Genomic DNA, 23,802 nt, shown 5'->3' on the forward strand with positions numbered 1-23,802 from the left:
TACATTGATTGGGGAAAGTATGATAAAATATATCCTAAATCGGGCATCGGGCATCGGGCATCGGGCATCGGGCATCGGGCATCGTTAATTTTGATGATTTACTCTTTTTGGTAACTTGTCGTAATCAAATTGTTAAAACAATAAATTTTCATTCCTCTTTCAACACTCTATTATTCGCAATTAATTGGTCTACCTTTAAAATAGCTTCGCTTGTTATTTGTTTCTGTTTATGCATGTTTAATGTGCCAATTGTCGATGCATTAACCGCTAAAACTTCTTCTGCTATCAGAGGATCTTCTCCATTTATTTTATTTAACGGTGTTAATGATAATTTATTAACAATCAAGATTGGCAATGATGTTTATTTAAGTGATCCAGCTGGAAATATGATGAAATTAAACGAAAATGGTAATTGGGATAAAGTCCAAGCCATTCATTTTAATAATCCAGGTGATACTTTTAAAAGTGTCCAAACCATTGTCACACCCGATACAACAAACTATACTTTAGGCACCAATTTAGCACAAGATATTGATGGTGATGGCGATTTTACAATATCAGGCGCGATAAATGCCAATTGGCAAGATAAAAATGGTTTACAACTGCAAGCCTCTGATTTAAATGAATTACCTTCGAAATGTTTTGCTCCTTATAAACTGACTATAAATATTGATTCGAATGATGGTGTCCAATTAAAAACGGCTTTTGGAATTCCAAATCAAAAAACGTATGTAAAAAACTCTGCTGTATATTATATCTATCCTCATGATACTCAGCCATATGCTTGCTATGCTAGGCCGGGTAGCATGGAAAATAGCACGGGTATTTTTGCTGGTCCAACCAATATGTGGGATACATCAAAAGGATTTATAACACAATCGGGTTTATCTAGAAATTATAATCAGAATTTTCCTACTTTAGCTGGAAATGGTGTGTATTTCGATTTATTGATAACCAATGGGATGGAAAATTTAAATTGGCCAACAGTAAAAGTGGGTGATATTACTGCAACTGTAAGTAATATTACAAAAGACAGTGTAAGGGTGACATTAAATGGGCCAGCACCGACCTCTAGTGAATATGGTGCAACTGCACGTAAACCCTCGGTGTTACCTGCTAATTTTAAAATACAAGGTAATTTGAATGGTGTGAAGGTGGTTGAATATGGATTTCAATTACAAAAATGGTTTGTTGTTCGCGATAAGGATAAACTAGAAACTAGTGCTGGACAAGCCAACTGGTGTTTTGCGCTTGATGGTCAACCAGGTCGCCAAGAAACAATAACGGCTCAAGAATACCGTTTACCTGATCCGGTTGACTTTACGACTGCATCTGGTTCTTTTATGTTTGAAGGTGTAACAAGATATATATCAGGGTTAAATAATCCGAATATTCAAACAACAACAGATGGTGGGCGTTATTGGCGCCATATTAATGGTGGTGTTTTTAGTGAATGGGGAAATTTAACCAATTATGGTTTAAATGTTAATTTAGATAATTATTATTGGACAGGTAGAAGGCTTCAACAAAAAACTATTGATGATTGGGACTATTTTGTTGTTCGTCCAAGAGATGGAAATATATCGGCGCAGTTAGGTCACACAATTATTTATTCTACTTTTTGTTTTACCCCAGATTGGATGGATTGGTAATTTAATAGTAATGTTATTTCTTTTAATTTAGCTAATTTAGTTACATTGTCTATTTGTTGATTTGCGACGTTACACTAATTTTTGCACAGCGAAAATTAGTGTAAAAGCCATATTGGCGTCGGAGCAAATCGCAAAATGAGGTTAAAATATAACCAATTTCAGTGTTGATAGGTATAAATAACCATTAAAATCAAATCAAATCAAAATTCCCACTAAAATATTAAGTTATCTTATTAAAAATAAATTAGAAATATTTTTTGATTGTCAAATGATAATTATTATTATTTGTTGTTGATCATTACCATTATTAGCAATAAGATATCGCTATTATTACAAGTTAGCTAGAGGTGGACTGTGCCTTGCATGATGCGCAAATTAGTTATTGTTTTATTGTCATCAATATTTTCAATATCGTTATGTTATGGTGATATATCTTTACCCAACCCTCAAACCAAAGATGGAATGGGGCTATTTGAAAGTCTAAAAAAACGTGCTTCTACTCCCGGTGGTGGTTTCCCCGTTGGTAATTTATCTGATGATGAATTATCTACAGTGCTTTGGGCTGCAAGTGGCTTAAATCGTGGTAAAACGGGGTGGACGGTACCAATGGCGAATGGTAAAGCTCCCTATGTTCGTTTATACGTTGCGGGTGAAAAGGGTACCTTTTTATACGAATGGGATGGTCAATATTTGCGTGAAATTAATAATAAAGATATTCGTGCCGATATTGCGATGCAAAACTTTACCAAGCGCGCAGCTTATTCTTTAATTTTTGTGTTTGATCAAAACTCTCTTAAAGATACGCCAGTCGATCAGGCTAATGATTTTGCTCAAATAGCTGTGGGTGCAATGAGTCAAAACATTTACCTTAGTGCTGCAGCGTTAAAATTAAGCGCCAGATATATCCATTCTATTAAACCAGATGTCATATCCCAAGCGTTGCAATTGCCTGAAAATAGTAAACCAATTGGTATTATGTTATTAGGAAAATAAAAGGAATAAAAAGTGAAACGGTTTTTTGCATTAGTATTGTTGATAATTACAAGTGTGATTGTTTTTGCTCCCTCTTCTTACGCTGCTGAAAAAAAATATCAAAGCTGGAATGCTATCATTGATGAAATGGATAGCATACTCAATGATTCCTACGATATCTATTTTATGAAAGACAGTGATAGAGCAAAAGAGCGCGTAAATAACGCCTACTTCGGTTTCTATGAAAAGCATGGTGTCGAAAGGGCTGTGATGTCATATATTTCTGGTAAACGCGGTACCGATACCGAATACCAATTTGCTAAAATCAAACGTTTAATGACTGATGGCGCGCCAAATAAAACAGTACGAGCAGAAATCGACGTTTTATTAAAAATGCTACATGAAGATGCCAATGAGCTCGATGGCAAAAAAGAGAGCGGTTGGAGTATTTTATTAGCTTCATTTATTATTATTTTCCGTGAAGGATTAGAGGCTATTTTAGTTATTGCCGCTATATCGGCCTATTTAGTGCGTTCGGGCAACTTACCTATGGTTAAAGTTGTTTACATGAGCTCGTTATTTGCGGTATTTGCCAGTATTTTAGCGGCAATTGCGCTTCACTCTATTTTTGATATTAGTGGCGCTAATCAAGAAATGATAGAAGGTGTTGCAATGTTACTTGCCACCGTCGTGCTATTTTTTGTTAGTAATTGGATGTTTTCAAAAGCAGAAGCAAAAGCGTGGAAAAACTATGTTGAAGGTAAAGTGCAGACGGCGGTTTCATCGGGTAGTAGTTTTGCATTGGGATTTGCTGCCTTTTTAGCTGTTTTCCGTGAGGGTGCTGAAACTATTTTATTTTACCAAGCAATGTTGGCTGAAGCTAAAGAGCATATGGATATGGTGTGGTATGGTCTAGCCATAGGTTGTTTTGTGCTTGCTATTATCTTTATATTGATTCGTTTTGGTACTATGAAATTACCAATTAGACCATTTTTTATTGGCACAAGTACACTAATGTATATTATGGCTATAGCTTTTGCTGGCGGAGGTGTAAAAGAGTTACAAGAAGCCGATATAATTCCTGTAACGCCGGTTGATTTTGTGCATTCAATCGATATTTTAGGGATTTATCCAACCGTTGAAACGTTAATACCACAAATATTTATGATATTAGTTGTTATCATATCGGTGGTTTATTTGAAAGCTAAACATAATAAACAAAACGTTTGATCAATTTAGTTTGTTGTTTAAAAGTTGGTTAGATGTTGATTAATGATATTTCGAAGTCAATTTAAATAGCAAAAAAAGTAGTGATTGCTTTAATGATGAGTAATTAAATAAAAGTAAAGGAGTTTTCAATGAAAAAATTAGTATTAGTTGCGGGTATTTCATCAATACTTGCGTTATCATCTGTTGCTTATGCAGCAGCACCTGCTCCAGGCGAACAAAAAGGTTTTGAAGAGTTTCCAATCGGTGATGAAGTGACAGTTGGACCATTACATATTGGCGCGGTTTATTTTCAACCTGTAGATATGGAGCCAGCAGGCATGGGTGGTTTACCTGCATCAAAATCTGATATGCACATTGAAGCAGATATTTCAGCAGCAGAAGGCAATAAACTTGGTTATGGTGTTGGCGATTTTGTTCCTTACTTAACGGTTAAATATAAGATCCAAAAACAAGGTAGCGATAAAGCCATAGAAGGTAACTTTATGCCAATGAACGCATCGGATGGCCCACATTATGGTAACAATATTAAACTTGATGGTGCAGGTAAATATAAAGTGACATTTACTATCGAAAATCCAGAAAAACAAGGTTATTTATTGCATGTAGATAAAGAAACCGGAGTCGAAGGACGTTTTTGGACTAAACCAATTGAAGTTTCTTGGGATTTTGATTATATTCCTCGAGCATGGTAATGATATTTAAAAAATAGTATCAGTTATACTTAATATTTTGTAGTATTTATTATGGCGAGGTTTTCACTCGCCATAATAGGTTGTAACCATTAGGCAATTAATATGCTTCAATACCTTATAAAAATTACCGATAATACTTTTGTTCCCATTGTTGTATTAGCACTACTAAGTGCAATGATAGTTAGAGCAATACCTAATTATAATAAAAAAATCTTTACCTTCGGTTTTATAATAGGATTATTTGCAGCATTAGTTTATGCTATTTTGAAGCGAAATACAGGTTTTGCTGTTCGTGAATTTTATGATCTTGGCATCATCACCTTGTGGATGATAATTGCCATCCCATTGTTTATCTGCGCAATATTAAAAACACCAATCAATTGCCAGCTTGGCAAAATTCTATTTACCTTACTATCTGTGCTTGCTATTGGATTAATTGCTGCACAATTTTTACCAAATTTAATGCTTTATCCCTTTGAATTTTCAGTTGGGATGGAGTCAATCTTTAATAATGATTATCTATTCAAATGGGTTGGTTATTGCTTTGCTTTACTCGTTGCTGGATTAATTGCTGTATTTACTTTCCGTCTATGTAGGCGTTTATCTAATAAATTTGTCCAAGCAACTATTTTAATCGCTTTGCTTATATTTACGATTCAAAACAGTATCAATCTTATTCAAATTTTAATTGTAAGGCGATTTATTAAACCACAAAAATGGATGATGGAATTAGTGATTTTTGTATTAGGTCACGTTAATTTCTTTATCTTTATTTTTATGGCAATAGTGTTGTTATTGGCCATAGCGTTATATATCCAATCGAAAACAACATCATTAGTTGGCAGTAATCCAGCGCAAATACGTAAACTCAAGGCACAGTTACGTAGTGATAGGCGCACTTCATTATTACTCATCGCAGGTGCTGCAATAACTGCTTATACGGTAACAAGAGCACGTTACATTTTTGAAAAAGGTGTTGAACTTACGCCAGCTGAACCGGTTTCCCCTAATGCTGATGGTTTAATTGTTATTCCATTAGATAATGTCAATGATGGTAATTTACATCGATATGGTTACAAGGCTACCGATGGTACATTAGTTCGTTTTATTGTGATTAAAAAAAGCGAAAACGCCTATGGCGTTGGTTTTGATGCCTGTGATATTTGCGGTGCAAGTGGTTACTATCAACGCGGTAATCAAGTTGTTTGTATTTTATGTGATGTGGTGATGAATATTGCAACGATTGGCTTTTCTGGTGGTTGTAACCCAGTTCCACTTAAATATGAAATTATTGATGGGAATATGGTTATTCGTCCCGCAAACCTAGAAGCAGAAAAAGCACGCTTTAAATAAAGGTTAACAAAGGAAAAGTTTATGTTTCGCAGAATGTTAATTAGTGTATTAGTGCGTCAAAAAAAGAAATTATTTTTGATCGCTTTAACTGTAGCACTCGGTGTTTCACTTGCAACAGCAATGTTAAATGTTATGTTTGATGTTGGTGACAAAGTGAATCAAGAGTTAAAGGCTTATGGTGCTAATTTAAATATTGTCCCTCGCGGAACAGCGCTTGTTAGCGAAATGTACCAACTTGACGATAATAATGGCAAACAACAAGCTATGCAGTACATTAAGCAAGATGATTTAGTCAAAATTAAGATGATCTTCTGGGCTTATAACATTGTCGATTTTGCCCCCTATCTAACAGCTCAAGCCAATTTAAATGGCAAACCTATTACCATTGTGGGTACTTGGTTTAACAAACACCTGACTATTCCAACTGGAGATGAAGTTGATACCGGCATGTTAGCCATGAAATCATGGTGGACAATTGAAGGTAACACCATGAAAGATGATAATTTACAAGGTGTCATGGTGGGCGAAACTGTAGCTAAACAGTGGAATTTAAAGTTAGGTGATACCATCAATATTACGTCTCCACAAACAAATAATTCATTAACGTTAACGGTTAATAATATTTTTCACAGTGGTGGTGTAGAAGATTCACAGCTCTATGTCTCCCTGCCGGTAGTCCAAAAGTTAGCAAATAAAGAAGGACTCGTTGAACGAGTTGAAGTGAGTGCATTAACCACACCTGAAAACGAATTAGCACGTAAAGCAGCACAAGATCCTAATAGTTTATCAAGAACTGAATGGGATACTTGGTATTGTACCGCTTACATTAGTTCAATTGCTTATCAACTTGAAGAATTGATGCCTGATGTTCGGGTTAAAGCGATTATGCAAGTCGCTGAATCTGAAGGTTCTATACTGCAAAAAACACAATTACTCATGTTGCTATTAACCATTTTATCGTTAATTTGCTCGGCGTTGGCGATTTCAAATTTGGTCACAGCCAATGTTATTGAGCGAAGCACTGAAATTGGTTTACTTAAAGCATTAGGAGCAACAAATACAGCGGTCGCTATGCTGATATTAACTGAAATATTGATTATTGCCTTGTTAGGTGGAATTTTTGGTTACTTTATTGGCTTGGGATTTGCTCAAATTATTGGTCATACGGTATTTGGTTCATTTGTCGAGCCGAAAATGATTATTATTCCTTTAGTATTAATTATGGTTGGTTTAATTACCTTTGTCGGTAGTTTACCCGCTTTACGGATAATGATGTTTTTACGTCCAACAGATGTATTACATGGTCGATAAGAACAAAGGTAACTCGCTTATGATGAATAAAAATACACGCTTTATTATCAAAACCATTTTTAGCTCACTCATTCGTCGCCGATCGCGAATTATGATTGCATTGCTAGGGGTTGCTATCGGTGCTACCGTTTTACTTGGAATGATAACATTATGCTATGATATTCCGCGTCAAATGGGGCAAGAGTTTCGTTCTTATGGCGCAAATTTATTATTTATGCCCGCTAATAATCAACCGACTATGCCACTTGCTGATGTGAAACAAGCAGTAAATTTACTTCCTCAAGACAAGCTTTTAGGCGTCACTCCTTTCCGTTATGATGCTATTCGTAGCAATCAGCATCCTTATACCATTGTGGGTACTAACTTCGAACAAGTGACCAAAACTAGCCCTTATTGGCAAATCGAAGGAAGCATACCTAAAAATCCGAATGAAATCATGATTGGTACCGATATTGCTAATTTTACCAAACTGAAAATTGGCAGTACGATGCCGATTTCGGGTAAATCTAAACAAGATTCGCGCTTTGATGAAGATCTTAAAATTACAGGTATTATTAAAACAGGGCGAGCCGAAGATGGATTTATATTTATTGATTTACATGATTTAGAAGTTCTACTTGAAGAATCCGATCAGGCTGAAGTGGTTGAGGTGAGTATAACTGCTACTGAAGCAGAATTAAAACACTATGTTGAAACAATCAAAAACCACATTAATACTATCGATCCCCATTTAATAAAATGGGTAACACAATCAGAGTCTTCAGTTCTAGGTAAACTCTCATCATTACTTTATTTAGTCACTTTTGTGGTGTTAGTGCTTACTATGATTTGCGTTGCTACAACGATGATGACGGTTGTGATGGAACGCCGTAAAGAAATTGGACTCAAAAAAGCAATTGGGGCAAATAATCAAAGCATAGCTAAAGAGTTTTTAGCTGAAGGGTTGGTATTAGGTATCATTGGTGGCATGATTGGTGTAGTTTGTGGGCTTGTTTTTGCACAAGTTATTAGTACTAATGTCTTTGGGCGATCAATAATTATTGAGTTTTACCTTATTCCAACAACTATTATTATTTCTGCTCTTGTCACGGTAATAGCATGTTTAATTCCTGTAAAACGTGCTCTTGAAGTTGAACCCGCACTCGTATTGCGAGGTGAATAGGATCTAAGTATGAATATACTCGAAGTAAAGAATGTATCAAAAATATATGGCTCACTACATGCACTTTCAGACGTGAATTTAGCTGTTGAGGAAGGTAAATGGTTATCTATCATGGGACCTTCGGGTAGTGGTAAAACGACATTGATGAATATTATCGGTTGTATGGATAAACCGTCATTAGGCTCGGTAATTTTTGACGGACAAGATATCACCCAGCTTTCTCTACCCCAGTTAACCGAAATCCGTCGAGATAAAATTGGATTGATTTTCCAACAATTTCATCTTGTCTCATACTTAACAGCTTTAGAAAACGTAATGGTAGCGCAGTATTATCACAGTATGGTTGATGAAAAAGAAGCGTTACAGGCTCTAGAACGCGTTGGTTTAGCGGCCAGAGCAAAGCATTTACCAAGACAATTATCAGGCGGTGAACAGCAACGTGTTTGTATTGCTCGAGCATTGATCAACTATCCTAAACTAATCTTAGCCGATGAACCAACCGGTAATTTAGATGAAAACAATGAAGCAATGGTTATGAATTTATTACATCAACTGCATGAAGAAGGGAGCACTATTATAGTGGTGACTCACTCACCTGAGGTATCTCGGCATGCACAAACTACAGTTGTACTTGAACACGGTAAAGTGGCAAGTATTATTGATAATTAACCATTAAAAGAGGTTTATTATATGAAAAATCGCATGATTTCATCACTGTTTTTTATTGTGTTAGGCGCGTTATTAATATTGTTTCCAATGTATATTTTACCTGTTTGTCCCCTACCAGAACCTTCAGCTATGCCTGTTGATGCAATGAGCCAGGTAGCTGGCGGTGAACATATGCATAGTGCACCCGCTAAAATTATGAGATGTTTTTGGACTTTGCGAGCCGAACTCGGCATCGGTAGTTTAGTGATAGCCGTTGGTGTTTTGATGCTATTTAGTCGTACGATATTTGTCCGTATGGGATTAACAATGTCATTAGCTTGTATCTCGTTATTAGCGGCCGCGATTCCAACTATTTTAATTGGTGTTTGCCCTAACGAGATGATGCGATGCAATATGGGTGCTAAACCTGCTTTGGTTTTACTGTCTGGTTTGATATTTGTGGTATCAATCATCAATTTAGTCTATTTAAATAAAATATCCAAAAGATACGAGTAACAGATAAGCTAGTCAGATCATCACTCGCTTAAACAAGTTAACGCTTAGAATTTATCACTATAAATATTAATAGATAAATAAAGAGCCCAATAATTGCAGGAAATTAACATGCAAGAAAAGCCGATTACTATTTCTCATTTAGCATGGAAAAATATTCAAAGACGACCTTTTCGTAGTTGTTGTTTGATTATTATTATTACACTTTTTTCAGCCACACTATTTGGTGGCAGTGTGTTAATGAAAAATCTTAGTCAAGGTATTTCAGGCATGGCCGATCGGTTAGGTGCTGATATTCTTATTGTGCCTTATGGTTATGAAAAGAATATGGAAGTTGCTTTATTACGGGGTGAACCAAGTAGTTTTTATCTAAAAGTTGATTTAATTGATAAAATTAAAAATATTAAAGGGATTGAAGCTATTTCTCCGCAGCTTTTTATTGCTTCATTGAACGCGGGATGTTGTACGACTAAAGTACAGCTAATCGGCTTTGATGAGCAAAGTGATTTTGTTATTAAACCATGGTTACAAACCCAACTAAGCCAGCCATTAACCGACAATCAAGTTGTTGTGGGTGCTAAAATTACTTCACAAGTGGGTGATGAGATCCTATTTTTTAATCATCCTTTTAAAATAGCAGCTAAAATGGATAGCACAGGCATGGGTTTTGATACTTCAGTTTTTATGACAATGTCAGCTGCGCAAAAACTAATGAAAGAGGCTAAATTAATAGAAGGTGATGTTGATCATTTTTCTGATTATGCTTCTTCTATTTTTATTAAAGTAAATCATGACTATCAACCTAAAGATATTATTAATCAAATCATGCCAAAATTTGCCATGGACTATAATATCGATTTTGTTATGACTAAAGGGATGTTAAGTAATATTGCAAAATGGTTAAGTGGATTTTCAACTATTGTGTACAGTTTATCGGCTATTTTTTGGGTGTTAGCTATTATTGTGATCTTTGTTATTTTTTCATCCTCATTAAACGAACGTAAACGCGAGATCAGTTTATTACGCATACTTGGGGCATCACGCCGTGACTTAATTAAAATGTTATTAAAAGAGTCATTGATAATTAGTGCATTAGGTGGTATTGCTGGTATTATGATTGCTGCTATATTGATTTATGCTTTTAGTTTATTAATTTGCCAATCAATTGGTTTGCCATGCGTCAATATCTCGTTATTTGATGCAATAATATATGCCGTAATAGTGTTTATTCTCACCGTTATTATTGGCCCGCTATCTTGTATTTATTCTGCCTTATCTATGACTAAATTTGATACTTACAGCACATTAAGAGAGGGGGAATAATGTTACTTAGCGTTAAAAATCTGCGTAAAGATTATCGTCGCGCACAACAAACTTTTTCAGCTGTGGATAATGTTAGTTTCAACATGGAACAGGATGATTTTGTTTGTATTATGGGTAAATCAGGTAGTGGTAAAACGACTTTACTTAATATGATTGCAGGGTTACTGACGCCAACTCAGGGCAAAATTACCATTAATGATACTAATCTTTTTGAACTTAATGATGAGCAAGTTTCAGCATTTCGAAATCAGAATATTGGTTATATTCCCCAAGGCAGTAGTTTATTACCTAATTTAACAGCGCTTGAAAATATACGATTACCTTTTTATCTAACTAAGCGCGCCAATCAAACAAGCCTAAGTTATGCACAACAACTGTTAGAGAAAGCAAAGATAAGCCATCTGCAAGATGCTTATCCTGCAAATATGTCTGGTGGTGAAATGCGGCGTATTGCTATTTTACGTGCTTTGATTTGTCAGCCACAAATTGTGATTGCTGATGAACCAACAAGTGATTTAGATGACGAAAGTTCGACTGAAATTATGCAACTATTAACCGAAATTCATCAGCAAGGAACAGCGTTATTAATTGTGACACATGACCATGATGTCGCAAATTATAGCCAAAAAATAATTAAAATGGCTGCTGGTCGATTGGTCGAATAGTTTGCATATATTACATAAAATATGTGTATTACATGAAAAGTGGATTGCAGCCCATTTCTATCATAATTTTATTGAGCTTTAATAGCGGCAATCCCACCAATGAATTAATATCATCACCTTCTAACTTATCAAATAACGTTATTCCTAATTCATCGCATTTAAAGCTTCCGGCACATTGTAGTGGCCTTTCTTTTGCTATATAGGCATTGATTTCTGCATCGGTTAAATGACGGAACGTCACCTTAAAAGGTTCACATATTGTGTTCGATTGTCCACTAGCGGTGTTAATAACTGTCATACCCGTGTAAAAATAGAAGGATTTACCACTACTGTTACGTAATTGTTGACGAGCATTTTCAACAGTAAGGGGTTTACAAACTATTTTATCATCTAAAACACCCACTTGATCTGATCCTATGATTAAACAATTAGGATATTGAGTTATCAATGATTGTGCTTTAAGTTTTGATAGGCGTATGACTAGTTGTTCTGCTGACTCATTCGGTAATGGCGTTTCATCACAAATTGGTGGAACACATTGAAAAGCAATAGCTAACTTTTCTAATACTTTTTTTCGAGAAAGTGAAGTTGATGCTAAGATTATTTTCATTTAAGTTCTTCTTTTATTATCCAAGCTGAGGGGTGGCAGTTAAAACCGATATGACCGTAATACTCTACTGCTTGCGGCGCTGCCAGCAAAGTAATCGCACAATTTAAACCAGTATAATTTTGTATTTCTTTGATTAATTGTTTACCAATACCTTGTTTTTGGTATCTATTATCAACTGCAAGGTCAGCTAAATAAGTAATATAAACAAAATCGGTTAAGCAACGAGCAATACCAACAAGTGAATCGCCATCCCAAGCAGTAACGATTAGATTTGCATTATCTAACATAGCTTGAAACCGTTTATGATCATCAATAGGGCGGCGTTCACCTAAACTGCAATTATTATATAGCGTAATAGCTTGTGTTAATGTGGGTTTAATATTACATCTGTAAATGATATTAGTCATATGACTCCAATTTTAACTTAATCATACATAGATAGTGATAGCGATTTATGTTTTAAAGATTTAACTAAGTAATTACCACCAACTATCGATTGGGTATTATGTTATCGCTTTATTATTTAACAATCAATTAACTAAACAAGCCTAAAATTTAAAGTTGAATCTGCACTGTGATAACAATGATGTTACCTATGATATTAATAAAAATAATGAATATGATTTAATCGAAAAACAGGTGTAATTTAATTAAACAACCATTGTAAATGCTCAGGAAATGTCTTATGCCTTTAGTTACTTATAAAATTGCTAAAACTGCATGTGATTTTGAACAAGGGAAACAACTTTTTTCTGAATATGCTAATCTTTTTTGTCCAAGTTTGTACACGTTAACAATGGAGAATGCATTTAAATCCATTGTTCACACTTCATTATACCCAAAAGGAATGTTAATACTTGCTCACATCGGTATTTCGACTTCGGCAAGCATTGCAGGTTGCATTGGTCTTCGCCACTATGATAATTCAACTGCTGAATTAATAAATAAATATGTAAAAAAAGAATATAAAAGACTTTGTATTGGTCAAGAGTTGATTAAACTTGCTGTGCAACAAGCAAAATCACTTGGTTATGAAAAAGTTTATACCAATATATTATCGGCAATGACAGATGTTGTTGCTTTGTATGAAAAACTTGGATTTCAACTGTGTAAACCTCATAACGTTAATTCAGCTAAAGAAGTGATTTTGATGCAAAAAATCATTCGTTAATCAATTAAAAGCGAGTATGATGAATCAATCAGGATTGTATTAAAAATATAGGTAAGTTATAAATTTTTACACAGCGAGGTAACAGTTATGTATAATAAAATTTTGGTTCCTATTGATATCCTTGAGGACGAATTAACCCAAAAAGTCATTCCACATTTAGAATGTTTAGCTAAATTATCGAATGCCAAAGTTATTTTTTTTCATACTTTACCTGTTGCATCGGCCATTGTTAATGCCTATTCATTTGGATTTGATGAATTTAAAGATCAAGCAACCGTACAAACCGAGCAAGCACTACATAGGTTAATTGATTCGATTAATTTACCGCGTGAAAATTTATCATTTTCAATTGCTTTTGGTAATCCACGAGATGAAATTCTAGCTCTAGCTGACGAAATAAAACCTGATCTTATTATTTTAGGATCAAGGCGCCCAAATATTACCACCCATCTTTTAGGATCAAATGCATCGGGCGTGGTACGAGGCGCTCAGACTTCAGTATTAGTCGTTCGTTAGTTTTATAATTTAATTAATCATTATTAAGCAGGGAATTAATGAAGATTCCTTGCCTTTTTCGGAATTATTAAAACCAAAAACAATATTAACTTTATTGCTTTCTTATTTAACAATATAATTAATAATGTGTATTAAAGGTAACTAAGTTATTATTAATCGGCTTGATATCTATCTAGAACTTATGATCGAGTAAATTGATCATATTAGAACAATACTGTTAATCTATTTTACTAATATTCTTATAAAATAATAAAAGTTTAACAAAACTTAAAGATTCTGAGTTTGCTCAATTATATAAACTTGTTTATAATTTTGAGCACGTTAGATGGAAATAAAAATATGGAAAAAAAAGGAAGTTACTATTAGTATGATTAAAAATATGATAAAATACAATTGTATACAGGCCAGCCAGCCAGCCAGCCAGCCAGCCAGCCAGCCAGCCAGCCAGCCAGCCAGCCAGCCAGCCAGCCAGCCAGCCAGCCAGTCAGTTTCTAAAGTTATCTTGTAATGTTAAGTTTGCAAAAGCTTGTTTTTTTCGTCAAGTAAATCTCTTTTTTCTTATAGTTGTTTTGTTATTTTTTTTCAAAAATAATGCCCAAGCACTTACAGTTCAAACAGTTGAAGCTATTCGAGGTTCCCAACCCTATTTAACATTTGATAAAGGCTTAACTAAAGCGGAAAATGTTGATTCATTACTTGGAATTAAATTATCTGATGGTACATTCATTGCTGCTTCGCAAGATAATTCGACTAAATTACAACCCATTGAATTACCTTTTATAACTGATTCATTTAGTAAAATTCAGACATTTATACCCTTTCCTTCGTCGGGTAATAGTAGTTATCCTAATATTGGAATAAATAGTTTAATTCTTCCGCCTTATAACTATTGGGGCGATGATGATGGTGATAAAAATGCAAAAGCAACTGGCACTCTAAGTGTTAAATGGCAAGATGCAGGGGATAATGATATCACTAAAAAAGTTGGTATGAATTCTAGTAGTCAGTTGAACCCGTGTAAAAGTCCATATCGTTTAACAATAACGGCAACTAATGGTCAACTATCTACACAATATGGATTACCTAATATAAGTAATTTTTCTGGAGGTAGCCATACCTACTATTTAACACCCAAAAAAGGTAAAGCTTATGCTTGTTTTGCTCAGCCTAATTTAGTTTATGATAAAAGTACTTATTTATCGTCACAATATGATATTGATGTTGAAGGACCAGATTGGGGAACAAGTAAAGGTTTTGAGATACAAAACCTTGCAAAACCAGAACTGAATTTTCCAACTACAGGTTCAAATGGATTGTATTTTTATTTGTTATTAGGGGGAATTACTCCAACTCAAGTGATTAATGCTAATGGTCAAATTGTGACTGCAAGTAGTGGTGGAAATATTAGCTTACAGTTAAGTTTACAAGATGCGGCTTCAACAACTTGGACTGGTAAATTTAATTCAGTCGGTGAAAAGCAGACTTTATTAAAAATTACTTTGAAAGGTCCAAATAAAAATAGTACAAATAAGAGCTTTACTCCTTCAGTCTTTCGAATTTATGCCGATTCCACAAAAAAAGTTTTATTGTATAGTTTTAAAATACAACGTTGGTATATAGCACAACCAAGCGTTCAAATTAGTTCTTTCAATCAGGCTAAATCATTTTGTGATAGTTTAGGAAATGGCTATCGTGTACCAAATGTTACAGATTATACCAATGCAAACAATCAGAAATATGATTGGACAGGTGGCATTCCTGGTCGTTTAGGTAATATTGCTGCTTATCGACGTCAAATCAGTTATCGTAATGCAAACAATACCTGGATAGGGGGAATATTTAATGAATGGGGATGTGTCAGCAGTAGCTTATCCAATTCGCCTGGTGGGGCATATAAATGCAGTGGTTATGCTGGTACTGATTGGGATACATTTTATGGTTATTATTCCAATCAAATTTATCAAGGTTCTAATGTAAGTTATAAAGGAAATTATTACATTGTTGCCTCGAATGTTGGAGTGGTTGAGCCTGAAAGCTTTAATAGAGAAAATCGTAATGATCGTGCTGCTTGTGTTGTGCCCTAATTTTGCAAATAAACTATAGAAATAGGCGTTTTATTTTTTATGGATATTTTTGAAAAATTAATACAAAGTAAAAATAGTGACACTATTTATTTTTATAGAGAAGGTATTTTTGCTCAACTTTATGGTGTGTCACTATATTTGGCAATCAATCAATTAGAGTTACCGCTAACTTTACGAGCACGACGATATAAAAAGCTTTCAGATAGATACATATTATGTGCCGGATTACCGACTAAACTGTTAGAAAACTTATCTATAAAAAATTTGCAAAAAACATCATTTGGATATGAGTTGAAAAATGATTTGATTGTTGATTATCGTCATTATCAAATTTGGTATCAACAAAAACTTAACCAGTCATTGATTGAGCAAAATTTGCTTAATCGAACTCAACAAATAAATGAAAATTTAATCAGAGGGTTAAAGCCTATTTGGTTAAACGAAAAAGAGTATAATTTTATACAAACATGGCATCGAGGGAGGTATCGACCTGGATTAGAGCTTCAATTTATGGAAATGCTGCAAAGAAAAATTGCTTCCAGTTGTGCGTAGCACACTGGTGGCAATTTTTGATTAAAAAGTAGACAAAATAATGGTCTTACTAGTTAACTATACTTTTATAATTTATTTATAAAAAAGCAATACTGTCACAGTAATTGATAAACTTTCTAATTATTGATGTCTAACAATAAAACAGCAATGTATGTGTTTGTTACGTTTAAAATCTAGCGACTGGGTCTTGTCGGTAATGTCTTGATAGGTCAGTCCTAATTTTTGCATGCCGTCAGCATCCATTTTAAATCCACGTTTATTATTGGAAAAAACAATCGTCCCGTTAGGCCGTAATAAGCGTTTTAAATCAGTCATCAATTTTAGGTGATCACGCTGTACATCAAACGTATCATGCATTCTTTTTGAATTTGAAAACGTTGGCGGATCGATAAAGATTAAGTCAAATTGTTCTTCACTTTGTGCTAAATAAAGCAAGCAGTCAGCTTGAATTAAACGATGCTTTTTACCTGTTAAACCATTTTGTTTTAAATTACGATCCGCCCATTCTAAATAGGTGCGCGACATATCAACGGTAGTTGTTGATTTAGCGTTGCCAAGCCCAGCATAAACACTTGCACTACCTGTATAAGCAAAGAGATTAAGAAAATCTTTACCTTCGCTCATTTCGCCAATCATTTTACGAGCTAAACGATGATCTAAAAATAGACCTGTATCTAAGTAATCAGTGACATTGACCCAAAATTGGGTACGACGTTGGTTAATAGCATATTCATGTACTAAAAAGTAATCTTGTTTTTGTGCAAGTTTTTGGTATTGCTGTTTACCTTTCTGTTTTTCACGGGTTTTTAAAATCAATTGATCGGCATTAAGTTCAAGTACTGACATAGTGGCATTGATAATATCAAACAAACGTTGTCTGGCTTTTTGTTCTTCAATATTTTTCGGCGCAGCATATTCTTGAATTACGACTTTATCTTTATATCGATCGATTGCAACATTATATTCCGGCAAATCAGCGTCATACAGGCGGTAACACTCTAACTGTTGTTGTGCTGCCCATTTTTCCAGTTTTTGTTTATTTTTACGTAATCGATTCGTGAAATCCAAAGCTGGTAAAGTTGGTGAATTGAGTGATTGTGAATTATCTCGTTTAGCAATAACATAATTTTTTTGCACACAATCTAAAGGGCCATTTTTGGCTTTAAACTGTTTATCGGCGCGCATCTGTAAGCAATCTAATAATTGTGGTGCGCCACTGAATAATGATAATCGCCACCCACCAAAGTTTTGTTTAATTCGTTGACCTAATGCCGTATGTAAAGCAATAAGTGCAGGCTCACTTTCTAACCGTTCCCCATAAGGTGGGTTACTAATAATCATCCCTGTAGACGCTGTAGGCAAAGGGTTAGTGAGTTGAGTGACATCTTGCATAGCAAAAGTAATTAAATCACCTACACCAGCTTGAATGGCATTTTGTTCAGCACGCTGAAGAACAACCGAATTATTATCGTAACCGATAAATGGGGTCGTGCTTTTGCAAACATTGTGTTTAGCGGCAAAAAGTAGTTCATTCCAGCGTGTTGGGTTGAATCCTTTCCAAGCAAAAAATCCCCATTGTTTACGATGTAGTCCTGGTGGAATTTTTGATGCGATCATTGCCGCTTCGATTAAAAGTGTACCCGATCCACACATAGGATCGATTAATGGTTCATCGTTTTGCCAGCCAGAGCGCATAATGATTGCCGCAGCTAAACTCTCTTTTAACGGTGCTTGCCCAGTTTGTTGGCGGTAGCCTCGCTGGTGCAAACTGTCACCACTTAAATCTAAAGAAAGTGTAACACGATTTTTATTAAGATAAGCATAAAGACGAATATCAGGATCTTGCTTAGCAACATTAGGTCGCTCGTCAGTATGTCTTGTAAAATGGTCAACTATGGCATCTTTAATCTTTAAGGCACCATATTGACTATTGCGAATAAAATCATTTACGCCAATAAAATTAATCACAAAAGAGTTATCGACCGCAAAAATATCCGTCCATTTAATATTAACTACACACGAATAAAGATCTAAATCGCTATAAATATCAAATTCGGCAATAGGTAACAAAATACGTGATGCTAAACGAGACCATAATAACGATTGATATAATGTTGTTTCGTCAGCATTAAAATAGACGCCCGATTGCACAATTCTACAATCGCTAGCACCAATTTGTTCTAACTCTTTTTTTAATAACTCTTCCAGACCTCGCGAAGTACTGGCAAATAATGTTTTCATGCATAATCCACTTAACAATAAAATTGTAGGCATTATACCGACTAATAGTAACTGTGGGAAATAAAGCTCAAATAGAATAATAAAATGACTAAATAATCGATAATTTTGTGAAAAAAATAATCACTCAATTAAATCGTTAGTTATAAGTTTTTAGCCAACATTGAATGTAACAACAAAAGCCATGATTAAAACGCATAACTTTTTCAGGTAAATTAAGTCAAATCACTGCAAAATTTATGGGAAATAATCAATTTTTTGTTTATTAACAATTCGAAGCGTCAAATCTGTGATCGCGATGATTAATGCTGAACGAATCATTTGTTGATAGCGATTTTGAAACATGGACGATTTTAAGGTGTCAACAATACCCGATTGCTTGGCCTTTTCGTGTTGTGATGCCCAATTAGGTGGCAGTACCATATCATGTAATAAGCTAATTGGTCCTAGAATTTCATCATCTAGATAGGTGTAGCTTTTATCATCTTGTTCAAGTTCTTCTAAAATGGCAATTAATAGTTCAATGTCTTCATAATCTTCACGGCTGATAATGCCTAAAGCATACAGTAGTTTTAAGCATACAGAGGTGTCATTAAGTGGTCCATTTTTACCCACTAACGAGGGGATCACAAATTTTATAGCATGCAGCTCTTTACGAAAAACCTTTAGAATCAATTGATTAACACTGTCATTAATTAATTTAATTGCAACTACCAGCAAGTTGTAAATATCAGCTTGCTGGTTAAGTTTTTCAAGTATCGTATCTTCTTGTAATATCGATTCGGGCATTAGAAGTTAAATAAATTGATGATTTTGCATTGCAGTATAAATTTCTTCAATCTGCTTAACAATAGGATTATTAACATCAATACCTGAGAGCTCAGAAAAAGCCTGTTTTACACCTTTTTCTAAGATAAGTTCGGCTAACTCGACTGCTTGTTCATCATCGTTGTTACGGTAGTTAAGTGCTGCTGCAATACCAATAAGTAAATTCGTATTTTTAACTTGATATTCAACGGTACCAAGAAGCGGTTTAATTAAACGATCGCCGGCACCCAATTTGCGTATTGGTTGGCGTCCTACTCGAGCAGTATCATCGTGTAAATAAGGGTTTTCAAAACGGGTTAAGATTTTTTCGATATAAGCCATATGTTTTTGCTCATCAAAATCATAACGTTTAATTAATACTAAACCACTTTCTTCCATTGCTCCGCGAACAATTAACCGAATTCGTTCATCTAAAATTGCATCACGAATGGTGCTAATATTATTATAAAAGCCTAAGTAAGCGGTAATGGCATGCCCGGTATTTAGCGTAAATAATTTGCGTTCGACAAAAGCCATTAAATTATCGACTGGTTGCATTCCGTTAATCGATGGAATGGTGCCAACAAACTGGGTTTCGTCCACAATCCATTCAGAAAAAGTTTCAACTGTAACTTCAAGTATATCGCCTGTTTTTGATGTTGCAGGCGGTACTATGCGATCAACAGCGGAATCAACAAAACCAATATGACTGTTTACCCATTGATGTAGGTGTTGAGGTAAGGCTTTAAAAATTTCTTGCTTAAATTGGCTAGTACCTCGTACCATGTTTTCACAAGCAATAATATTAAGTGGTTTTGTCTGACCTTGTTGGTGTCGGGCAATAATACCTTGGGCAACAGCAGGGGCAATTCTCGTTAAAATTTGTGGACCAACTGCTGTCGTAATTAAATCGACCTTAGTGATGTAGTCGATAACTTCTGTTGATGTACTATTAATAGCATCGACATTTTTAACTATTTCTGACGTCGATTGCTCGCCAACCACATTTACCGGATATTCATGGCGCTCAGCAATGGCATCTATGATTTGTTGATTTACATCAGCAAAGGTAACATGTATACCTGTATCTGATAGTAATTTTCCGATAAAACCTCGGCCGATGTTGCCGGCACCAAAGTGTAATGCTTGCATAATAATAACCCTTAACAATATATTTAATAATCAATTTATTAGTTGTAATGTCATAATAAATGAATCACACCTTGTTTTAGCTTAATATTGCTAAAACTTCTTCAATACTATTTGTACTAGCCAGTTTAGCAATAATGGTTTCATCATCAAGCGCATTAGTTAGTTTTGCAATGACATTTAGATGTTCATTATTGCGAGCGGCAATACCAATGACTATTTTGGCTTTATCACTTTCTTCTTCGCCAAATTGAACGCCTGCTGGATATTGGCAAAATACAATACCTGTTGTAATGACTTCATCTTTTGATTCGATAGTACCATGTGGCACAGCTATCGATTCACCTAAATAAGTAGAAGTTAATTTTTCACGTTCCAGCATTGCTTCGATGTAAGCTGGTTTTACATATCCATTATCCACGAGTTTTTGACCAGCAAAACGAATCGCTTCTTCTTTGGTGTTGGCTGTTAAGTTTAGAAAAATGTTTTTTTCGCTTAGTTTAAATAATGCTTTATGCCCAAAAGATTGTGAGTTGTCGCTTGATACAGTCGATGATTTTTTATTGTTAGCATGGATTAAATCATTAACTAATTGAGTATATAAATCACTATCTAAAAAGTTAGTTAATGATATGTGATGCGCGTTTGGGGCATATTGTTTAGCTCGATCAGTGAGATCTTTATGGGTGATAACAATATCGACTTCGATCGGTAAATTATTAATCGCGGTGTTGCTGACATTAATATCTAAATTAGCATCCTGAATTTTTTTGCGTAAAACGCCTGCACCCATTGCGCTTGAACCCATGCCTGCGTCACAGGCAACAATGATTTTTTTCACTTGAGTTAAATCTAATTCAGTATTTTTATTACCTTTTGCTTCACTTTTCATCGCCGACATATCCGATTTTGCTTCATCAAGACTCTTTGTTGCAGATTTAGTGGTTTTTAATAGAATTGACGCAATCACGAAAGTAACAGCCGCCGCCGCAAGTACTGACACACTTACACCAACAATCGAATCTTTGGGTGTTACAGCAAGAACCGCAATGATAGATCCAGGTGAAGCGGGAGAACTTAATCCAGCGCCAAATAACGTTAATGTAAATACCCCAGTCATGCCGCCTAAAATCATGGCAATAATTAACCGAGGATTCATCAACACATAGGGAAAGTAAATTTCATGAATACCGCCGAAGAAATGAATAATTGCCGCGCCACTGGCTGAACCTTTAGCTGCGCCTTTACCAAATACCATATAAGCAAGTAATAAACCTAAACCAGGGCCAGGATTTGCTTCGATCAAAAAGAATATTGATTGAGCGTGCTCAGCTGCTTGTTGAATTCCTAAAGGTGAAAATACGCCATGGTTAATGGCATTATTTAAAAATAATATTTTAGCTGGCTCAACAATGATTGAAGTTAATGGTAACAAATTATGTTGAACCATAAAATCAACACCTTGCGCTAATACACTTGATGCGACAACAACAGAAGGGCCAATTGCAAAAAATGACAATAAAGCGAGTAACATGCCAATAATACCGGCCGAAAAGTTATTCACTAACATTTCAAATCCACTTTTGATTTTACCATCAACAGCTTTATCGAATTGTTTAATGACCCATCCTCCAAGTGGACCTACTATCATTGCACCTAAAAACATTGGAATTGACGAACCTACTATAACGCCCATTGTTGTGATTGCACCAACAACCGCACCTCGTTCACCATGGACTAATTTACCGCCTGTATATCCAATTAACAGTGGCAATAAATAGGTGATCATAGGTTCAACTAATTTAGCTATGGTTGCGTTTGGAAACCAACCGGTAGGTATAAAAATCGCCGTGATAAAGCCCCAAGCAATAAATGCGCCAATATTGGGCATCACCATATTACTTAGGAATCGCCCAAAATTTTGGACTTTCAATTTGATGTTTGCACTTGTCATAATTTAAATCTTTCCTTATTGATTGATATAATCATTATGCAGCTATTGTAGAAGGATATAGTTATTTGATTCATCAAAAAAAATTGACAAATGTGATCAGGGTCACAGTGTTTGTATGGGGCTATTTTTTATTTTTGTGATTAAGATCACAATTTTTGCGGTGGTCATAAGGGGCATCGGTAAAATATGTTTAAACCGTAAGTTTTATTAACACATCTTTGTAAGATTAATTGTTCTAAACTGTTAAGATTAATTGTATAATTTTTATAAATTTAAATAACAAAAAATAATCAGAATCGAATTATGCAAAAATTTTTAATCAGTTTAAGTTGTCTTTTTTTATTTAATGGATTGTGCTTTGCTAACGAAATTAATCGTATCCATATTAATAATAGTTATAATATATTTTCCGATCCTGAATTCATGCCTACTGAAAAAATAATAAAAAAACAGATAATTACAACTTACGCTCAAGATAATGATGGTCCGTTAAAAACGACTTATCATGCGAATGAGAAAGGCTTTTTTGAAAAAGCTATCACCAGTGATGCACAGTATAATATTAATGTTGATTATTCTGTTCGTTCAATCAAATACCTTAATAAAAAACTTTGGTTTAGATTAAATGAACAGCAGAACATTACCTCGATTGTTGATGATAAGCAACAAAATGTCAGTTCACTTATCTATAATCAGTCAGGTCAACTCATTGAAAAGAACACCGATGATGAGGTTTGGCAACAACCGCTAAAAAGGTTATATGAATATGCAAATAATAAAGTTGTTCGTTATACTGAGTGCTGGGAAGATGGATGTAGTTTAGGTGAATATTCTTATAATCCAGCAGGTTGGTTAATAAAGGTAAAAAGTAAGAGCATTGATGATAATGCCAATAATGGTCAATCTAAAAATAATAAAACCAACAATTCGAATTCATACAATATCAAATGTACCTTTGCCAAACATAATCAATATGGTGATTGGACCTATGGTTATTGCATAACGCCAGATGGTGTGACCAATACTACTTTTTATCGTAAGTTAGAGTATTGGTGATTTTGTTATTTTTTTATGACTCACTATCGGTTAACGACCAATTAAATTTTGGCTTTATAGCAGGCAAACATGCGTTTTTATCAAGGTAAAAAGTGATTTAATTGTTATAAAGATTTTTTGGTGAAGTGATTTCAATTTTTATCT

Annotated in this window: 23 protein-coding genes; 17 read left to right on the forward strand and 6 right to left on the reverse strand. The window is 34.7% G+C overall.

The features are described 5' to 3' along the window. Positions 1-233: 233 nt before the first annotated feature. The 11 genes from A9G09_RS09895 to A9G09_RS09945 all read left to right on the forward strand — a co-directional run bounded on the left by A9G09_RS09895 (position 234) and on the right by A9G09_RS09945 (position 11,521). Positions 234-1,652, forward strand: a complete 1,419-nt coding sequence (locus A9G09_RS09895; protein WP_065634673.1) for a hypothetical protein — start codon at positions 234-236, stop codon at positions 1,650-1,652. Positions 1,653-2,015: 363 nt separating this feature from the next. Then, positions 2,016-2,645, forward strand: coding sequence for a nitroreductase family protein (locus tag A9G09_RS09900; RefSeq protein ID WP_065634674.1), 630 nt, complete (start codon positions 2,016-2,018; stop codon positions 2,643-2,645). Positions 2,646-2,657: 12 nt separating this feature from the next. Continuing rightward, positions 2,658-3,854: an FTR1 family protein gene (locus A9G09_RS09905; RefSeq protein WP_065634675.1), complete on the forward strand. Its 1,197-nt coding sequence runs from the start codon at positions 2,658-2,660 to the stop codon at positions 3,852-3,854. A 128-nt stretch (positions 3,855-3,982) separates the two neighbouring features. Further along, positions 3,983-4,546 (forward strand): iron transporter, encoded by a 564-nt coding sequence (locus A9G09_RS09910; RefSeq protein WP_065634676.1) that lies wholly within the window; start codon positions 3,983-3,985, stop codon positions 4,544-4,546. A gap of 102 nt (positions 4,547-4,648) precedes the next feature. Next, a complete protein-coding gene (locus tag A9G09_RS09915) occupies positions 4,649-5,899 on the forward strand; it encodes a Fe-S-containing protein (protein ID WP_065634677.1) in 1,251 nt (416 codons plus the stop codon). Positions 5,900-5,920: 21 nt separating this feature from the next. Then, positions 5,921-7,210 (forward strand): ABC transporter permease, encoded by a 1,290-nt coding sequence (locus tag A9G09_RS09920; RefSeq protein WP_065634678.1) that lies wholly within the window; start codon positions 5,921-5,923, stop codon positions 7,208-7,210. 19 nt (positions 7,211-7,229) lie between these two features. Continuing rightward, positions 7,230-8,372, forward strand: coding sequence for an FtsX-like permease family protein (locus A9G09_RS09925; protein ID WP_218056891.1), 1,143 nt, complete (start codon positions 7,230-7,232; stop codon positions 8,370-8,372). 9 nt (positions 8,373-8,381) lie between these two features. Next, positions 8,382-9,041, forward strand: a complete 660-nt coding sequence (locus A9G09_RS09930; RefSeq protein WP_065634679.1) for an ABC transporter ATP-binding protein — start codon at positions 8,382-8,384, stop codon at positions 9,039-9,041. Positions 9,042-9,062: 21 nt separating this feature from the next. Then, the gene (locus A9G09_RS09935) at positions 9,063-9,536 is read left to right on the forward strand and encodes a DUF4418 family protein (RefSeq protein ID WP_065634680.1); all 474 of its coding nucleotides are present in this window, start codon (positions 9,063-9,065) and stop codon (positions 9,534-9,536) included. Between the two features lie 108 nt (positions 9,537-9,644). Beyond that, positions 9,645-10,856, forward strand: a complete 1,212-nt coding sequence (locus A9G09_RS09940) for an ABC transporter permease (protein WP_065634681.1) — start codon at positions 9,645-9,647, stop codon at positions 10,854-10,856. Next, complete coding sequence (locus A9G09_RS09945) at positions 10,856-11,521, forward strand: ABC transporter ATP-binding protein (protein ID WP_065634682.1); 666 nt, start codon at positions 10,856-10,858, stop codon at positions 11,519-11,521. The genes A9G09_RS09940 and A9G09_RS09945 overlap by 1 nt, the downstream gene beginning before the upstream one ends. Before the next feature lie 28 nt (positions 11,522-11,549). Here A9G09_RS09945 and A9G09_RS09950 read toward each other — a convergent pair whose 3' ends face one another. Together A9G09_RS09950 and A9G09_RS09955 are read right to left on the reverse strand one after the other, a co-directional pair. After that, positions 11,550-12,131, reverse strand: a complete 582-nt coding sequence (locus A9G09_RS09950; RefSeq protein ID WP_065634683.1) for a nucleoside triphosphate pyrophosphatase — start codon at positions 12,129-12,131, stop codon at positions 11,550-11,552. Continuing rightward, complete coding sequence (locus A9G09_RS09955) at positions 12,128-12,538, reverse strand: GNAT family N-acetyltransferase (protein WP_065634684.1); 411 nt, start codon at positions 12,536-12,538, stop codon at positions 12,128-12,130. The genes A9G09_RS09950 and A9G09_RS09955 overlap by 4 nt, the downstream gene beginning before the upstream one ends. A 278-nt stretch (positions 12,539-12,816) precedes the next feature. Here A9G09_RS09955 and A9G09_RS09960 point away from each other — a divergent pair, with 278 nt between their 5' ends. The 5 genes from A9G09_RS09960 (at position 12,817) to A9G09_RS09975 (ending at position 16,454) form a co-directional block, all read left to right on the forward strand. Further along, positions 12,817-13,302 carry a GNAT family N-acetyltransferase gene (locus tag A9G09_RS09960; protein WP_065634685.1) on the forward strand — a complete coding sequence of 162 codons (486 nt, stop codon included), beginning with the start codon at positions 12,817-12,819 and terminating at the stop codon, positions 13,300-13,302. 87 nt (positions 13,303-13,389) lie between these two features. Further along, a complete protein-coding gene (locus tag A9G09_RS09965; protein WP_065634686.1) occupies positions 13,390-13,818 on the forward strand; it encodes a universal stress protein in 429 nt (142 codons plus the stop codon). Positions 13,819-14,197: 379 nt separating this feature from the next. Further along, complete coding sequence (locus tag A9G09_RS13095; protein WP_255307724.1) at positions 14,198-14,326, forward strand: hypothetical protein; 129 nt, start codon at positions 14,198-14,200, stop codon at positions 14,324-14,326. A 61-nt stretch (positions 14,327-14,387) separates the two neighbouring features. Next, a complete protein-coding gene (locus A9G09_RS09970) occupies positions 14,388-15,902 on the forward strand; it encodes a hypothetical protein (RefSeq protein ID WP_065634687.1) in 1,515 nt (504 codons plus the stop codon). A 39-nt stretch (positions 15,903-15,941) separates the two neighbouring features. Continuing rightward, a complete protein-coding gene (locus A9G09_RS09975; protein ID WP_065634688.1) occupies positions 15,942-16,454 on the forward strand; it encodes a hypothetical protein in 513 nt (170 codons plus the stop codon). A gap of 120 nt (positions 16,455-16,574) precedes the next feature. Here the strand turns inward: A9G09_RS09975 and rlmKL are convergent, their stop codons facing one another. The 4 genes from rlmKL to A9G09_RS09995 form a co-directional block, all read right to left on the reverse strand. Next, positions 16,575-18,695 (reverse strand): bifunctional 23S rRNA (guanine(2069)-N(7))-methyltransferase RlmK/23S rRNA (guanine(2445)-N(2))-methyltransferase RlmL, encoded by a 2,121-nt coding sequence (gene rlmKL / locus A9G09_RS09980; protein WP_065634689.1) that lies wholly within the window; start codon positions 18,693-18,695, stop codon positions 16,575-16,577. A gap of 234 nt (positions 18,696-18,929) precedes the next feature. Continuing rightward, positions 18,930-19,481, reverse strand: a complete 552-nt coding sequence (locus A9G09_RS09985; RefSeq protein ID WP_065634690.1) for an MltR family transcriptional regulator — start codon at positions 19,479-19,481, stop codon at positions 18,930-18,932. 6 nt (positions 19,482-19,487) lie between these two features. After that, on the reverse strand, positions 19,488-20,651 hold the full coding sequence (locus tag A9G09_RS09990; protein WP_065634691.1) for a mannitol-1-phosphate 5-dehydrogenase: 1,164 nt from the start codon (positions 20,649-20,651) through the stop codon (positions 19,488-19,490). A gap of 76 nt (positions 20,652-20,727) precedes the next feature. Beyond that, a complete protein-coding gene (locus A9G09_RS09995; protein WP_065634692.1) occupies positions 20,728-22,602 on the reverse strand; it encodes a PTS mannitol transporter subunit IICBA in 1,875 nt (624 codons plus the stop codon). A 303-nt stretch (positions 22,603-22,905) separates the two neighbouring features. On the opposite strand from A9G09_RS09995, the gene A9G09_RS10000 reads away from it, so the two are divergent. After that, a complete protein-coding gene (locus tag A9G09_RS10000; protein ID WP_065634693.1) occupies positions 22,906-23,658 on the forward strand; it encodes a hypothetical protein in 753 nt (250 codons plus the stop codon). Positions 23,659-23,802 lie beyond the last annotated feature (144 nt).

This window comes from Gilliamella sp. wkB292, assembly GCF_001690235.1.
GTDB classification, from domain to species: domain Bacteria; phylum Pseudomonadota; class Gammaproteobacteria; order Enterobacterales; family Orbaceae; genus Gilliamella; species Gilliamella apicola_F.

Coding starts and splice junctions, on each gene's coding strand:
- A9G09_RS09895 (WP_065634673.1), top strand. CDS start 234: ATGTTTAATGTGCCAATTGTCGATGCATTAACCGCTAAAACTTCTTCT.
- A9G09_RS09900 (WP_065634674.1), top strand. CDS start 2,016: ATGATGCGCAAATTAGTTATTGTTTTATTGTCATCAATATTTTCAATA.
- A9G09_RS09910 (WP_065634676.1), top strand. CDS start 3,983: ATGAAAAAATTAGTATTAGTTGCGGGTATTTCATCAATACTTGCGTTA.
- A9G09_RS09915 (WP_065634677.1), top strand. CDS start 4,649: ATGCTTCAATACCTTATAAAAATTACCGATAATACTTTTGTTCCCATT.
- A9G09_RS09920 (WP_065634678.1), top strand. CDS start 5,921: ATGTTTCGCAGAATGTTAATTAGTGTATTAGTGCGTCAAAAAAAGAAA.
- A9G09_RS09925 (WP_218056891.1), top strand. CDS start 7,230: ATGATGAATAAAAATACACGCTTTATTATCAAAACCATTTTTAGCTCA.
- A9G09_RS09930 (WP_065634679.1), top strand. CDS start 8,382: ATGAATATACTCGAAGTAAAGAATGTATCAAAAATATATGGCTCACTA.
- A9G09_RS09935 (WP_065634680.1), top strand. CDS start 9,063: ATGAAAAATCGCATGATTTCATCACTGTTTTTTATTGTGTTAGGCGCG.
- A9G09_RS09940 (WP_065634681.1), top strand. CDS start 9,645: ATGCAAGAAAAGCCGATTACTATTTCTCATTTAGCATGGAAAAATATT.
- A9G09_RS09945 (WP_065634682.1), top strand. CDS start 10,856: ATGTTACTTAGCGTTAAAAATCTGCGTAAAGATTATCGTCGCGCACAA.
- A9G09_RS09950 (WP_065634683.1), bottom strand. CDS start 12,131: ATGAAAATAATCTTAGCATCAACTTCACTTTCTCGAAAAAAAGTATTA.
- A9G09_RS09955 (WP_065634684.1), bottom strand. CDS start 12,538: ATGACTAATATCATTTACAGATGTAATATTAAACCCACATTAACACAA.
- A9G09_RS09960 (WP_065634685.1), top strand. CDS start 12,817: ATGCCTTTAGTTACTTATAAAATTGCTAAAACTGCATGTGATTTTGAA.
- A9G09_RS09965 (WP_065634686.1), top strand. CDS start 13,390: ATGTATAATAAAATTTTGGTTCCTATTGATATCCTTGAGGACGAATTA.
- A9G09_RS13095 (WP_255307724.1), top strand. CDS start 14,198: ATGATAAAATACAATTGTATACAGGCCAGCCAGCCAGCCAGCCAGCCA.
- A9G09_RS09975 (WP_065634688.1), top strand. CDS start 15,942: ATGGATATTTTTGAAAAATTAATACAAAGTAAAAATAGTGACACTATT.
- rlmKL (WP_065634689.1), bottom strand. CDS start 18,695: ATGAAAACATTATTTGCCAGTACTTCGCGAGGTCTGGAAGAGTTATTA.
- A9G09_RS09985 (WP_065634690.1), bottom strand. CDS start 19,481: ATGCCCGAATCGATATTACAAGAAGATACGATACTTGAAAAACTTAAC.
- A9G09_RS09990 (WP_065634691.1), bottom strand. CDS start 20,651: ATGCAAGCATTACACTTTGGTGCCGGCAACATCGGCCGAGGTTTTATC.
- A9G09_RS09995 (WP_065634692.1), bottom strand. CDS start 22,602: ATGACAAGTGCAAACATCAAATTGAAAGTCCAAAATTTTGGGCGATTC.
- A9G09_RS10000 (WP_065634693.1), top strand. CDS start 22,906: ATGCAAAAATTTTTAATCAGTTTAAGTTGTCTTTTTTTATTTAATGGA.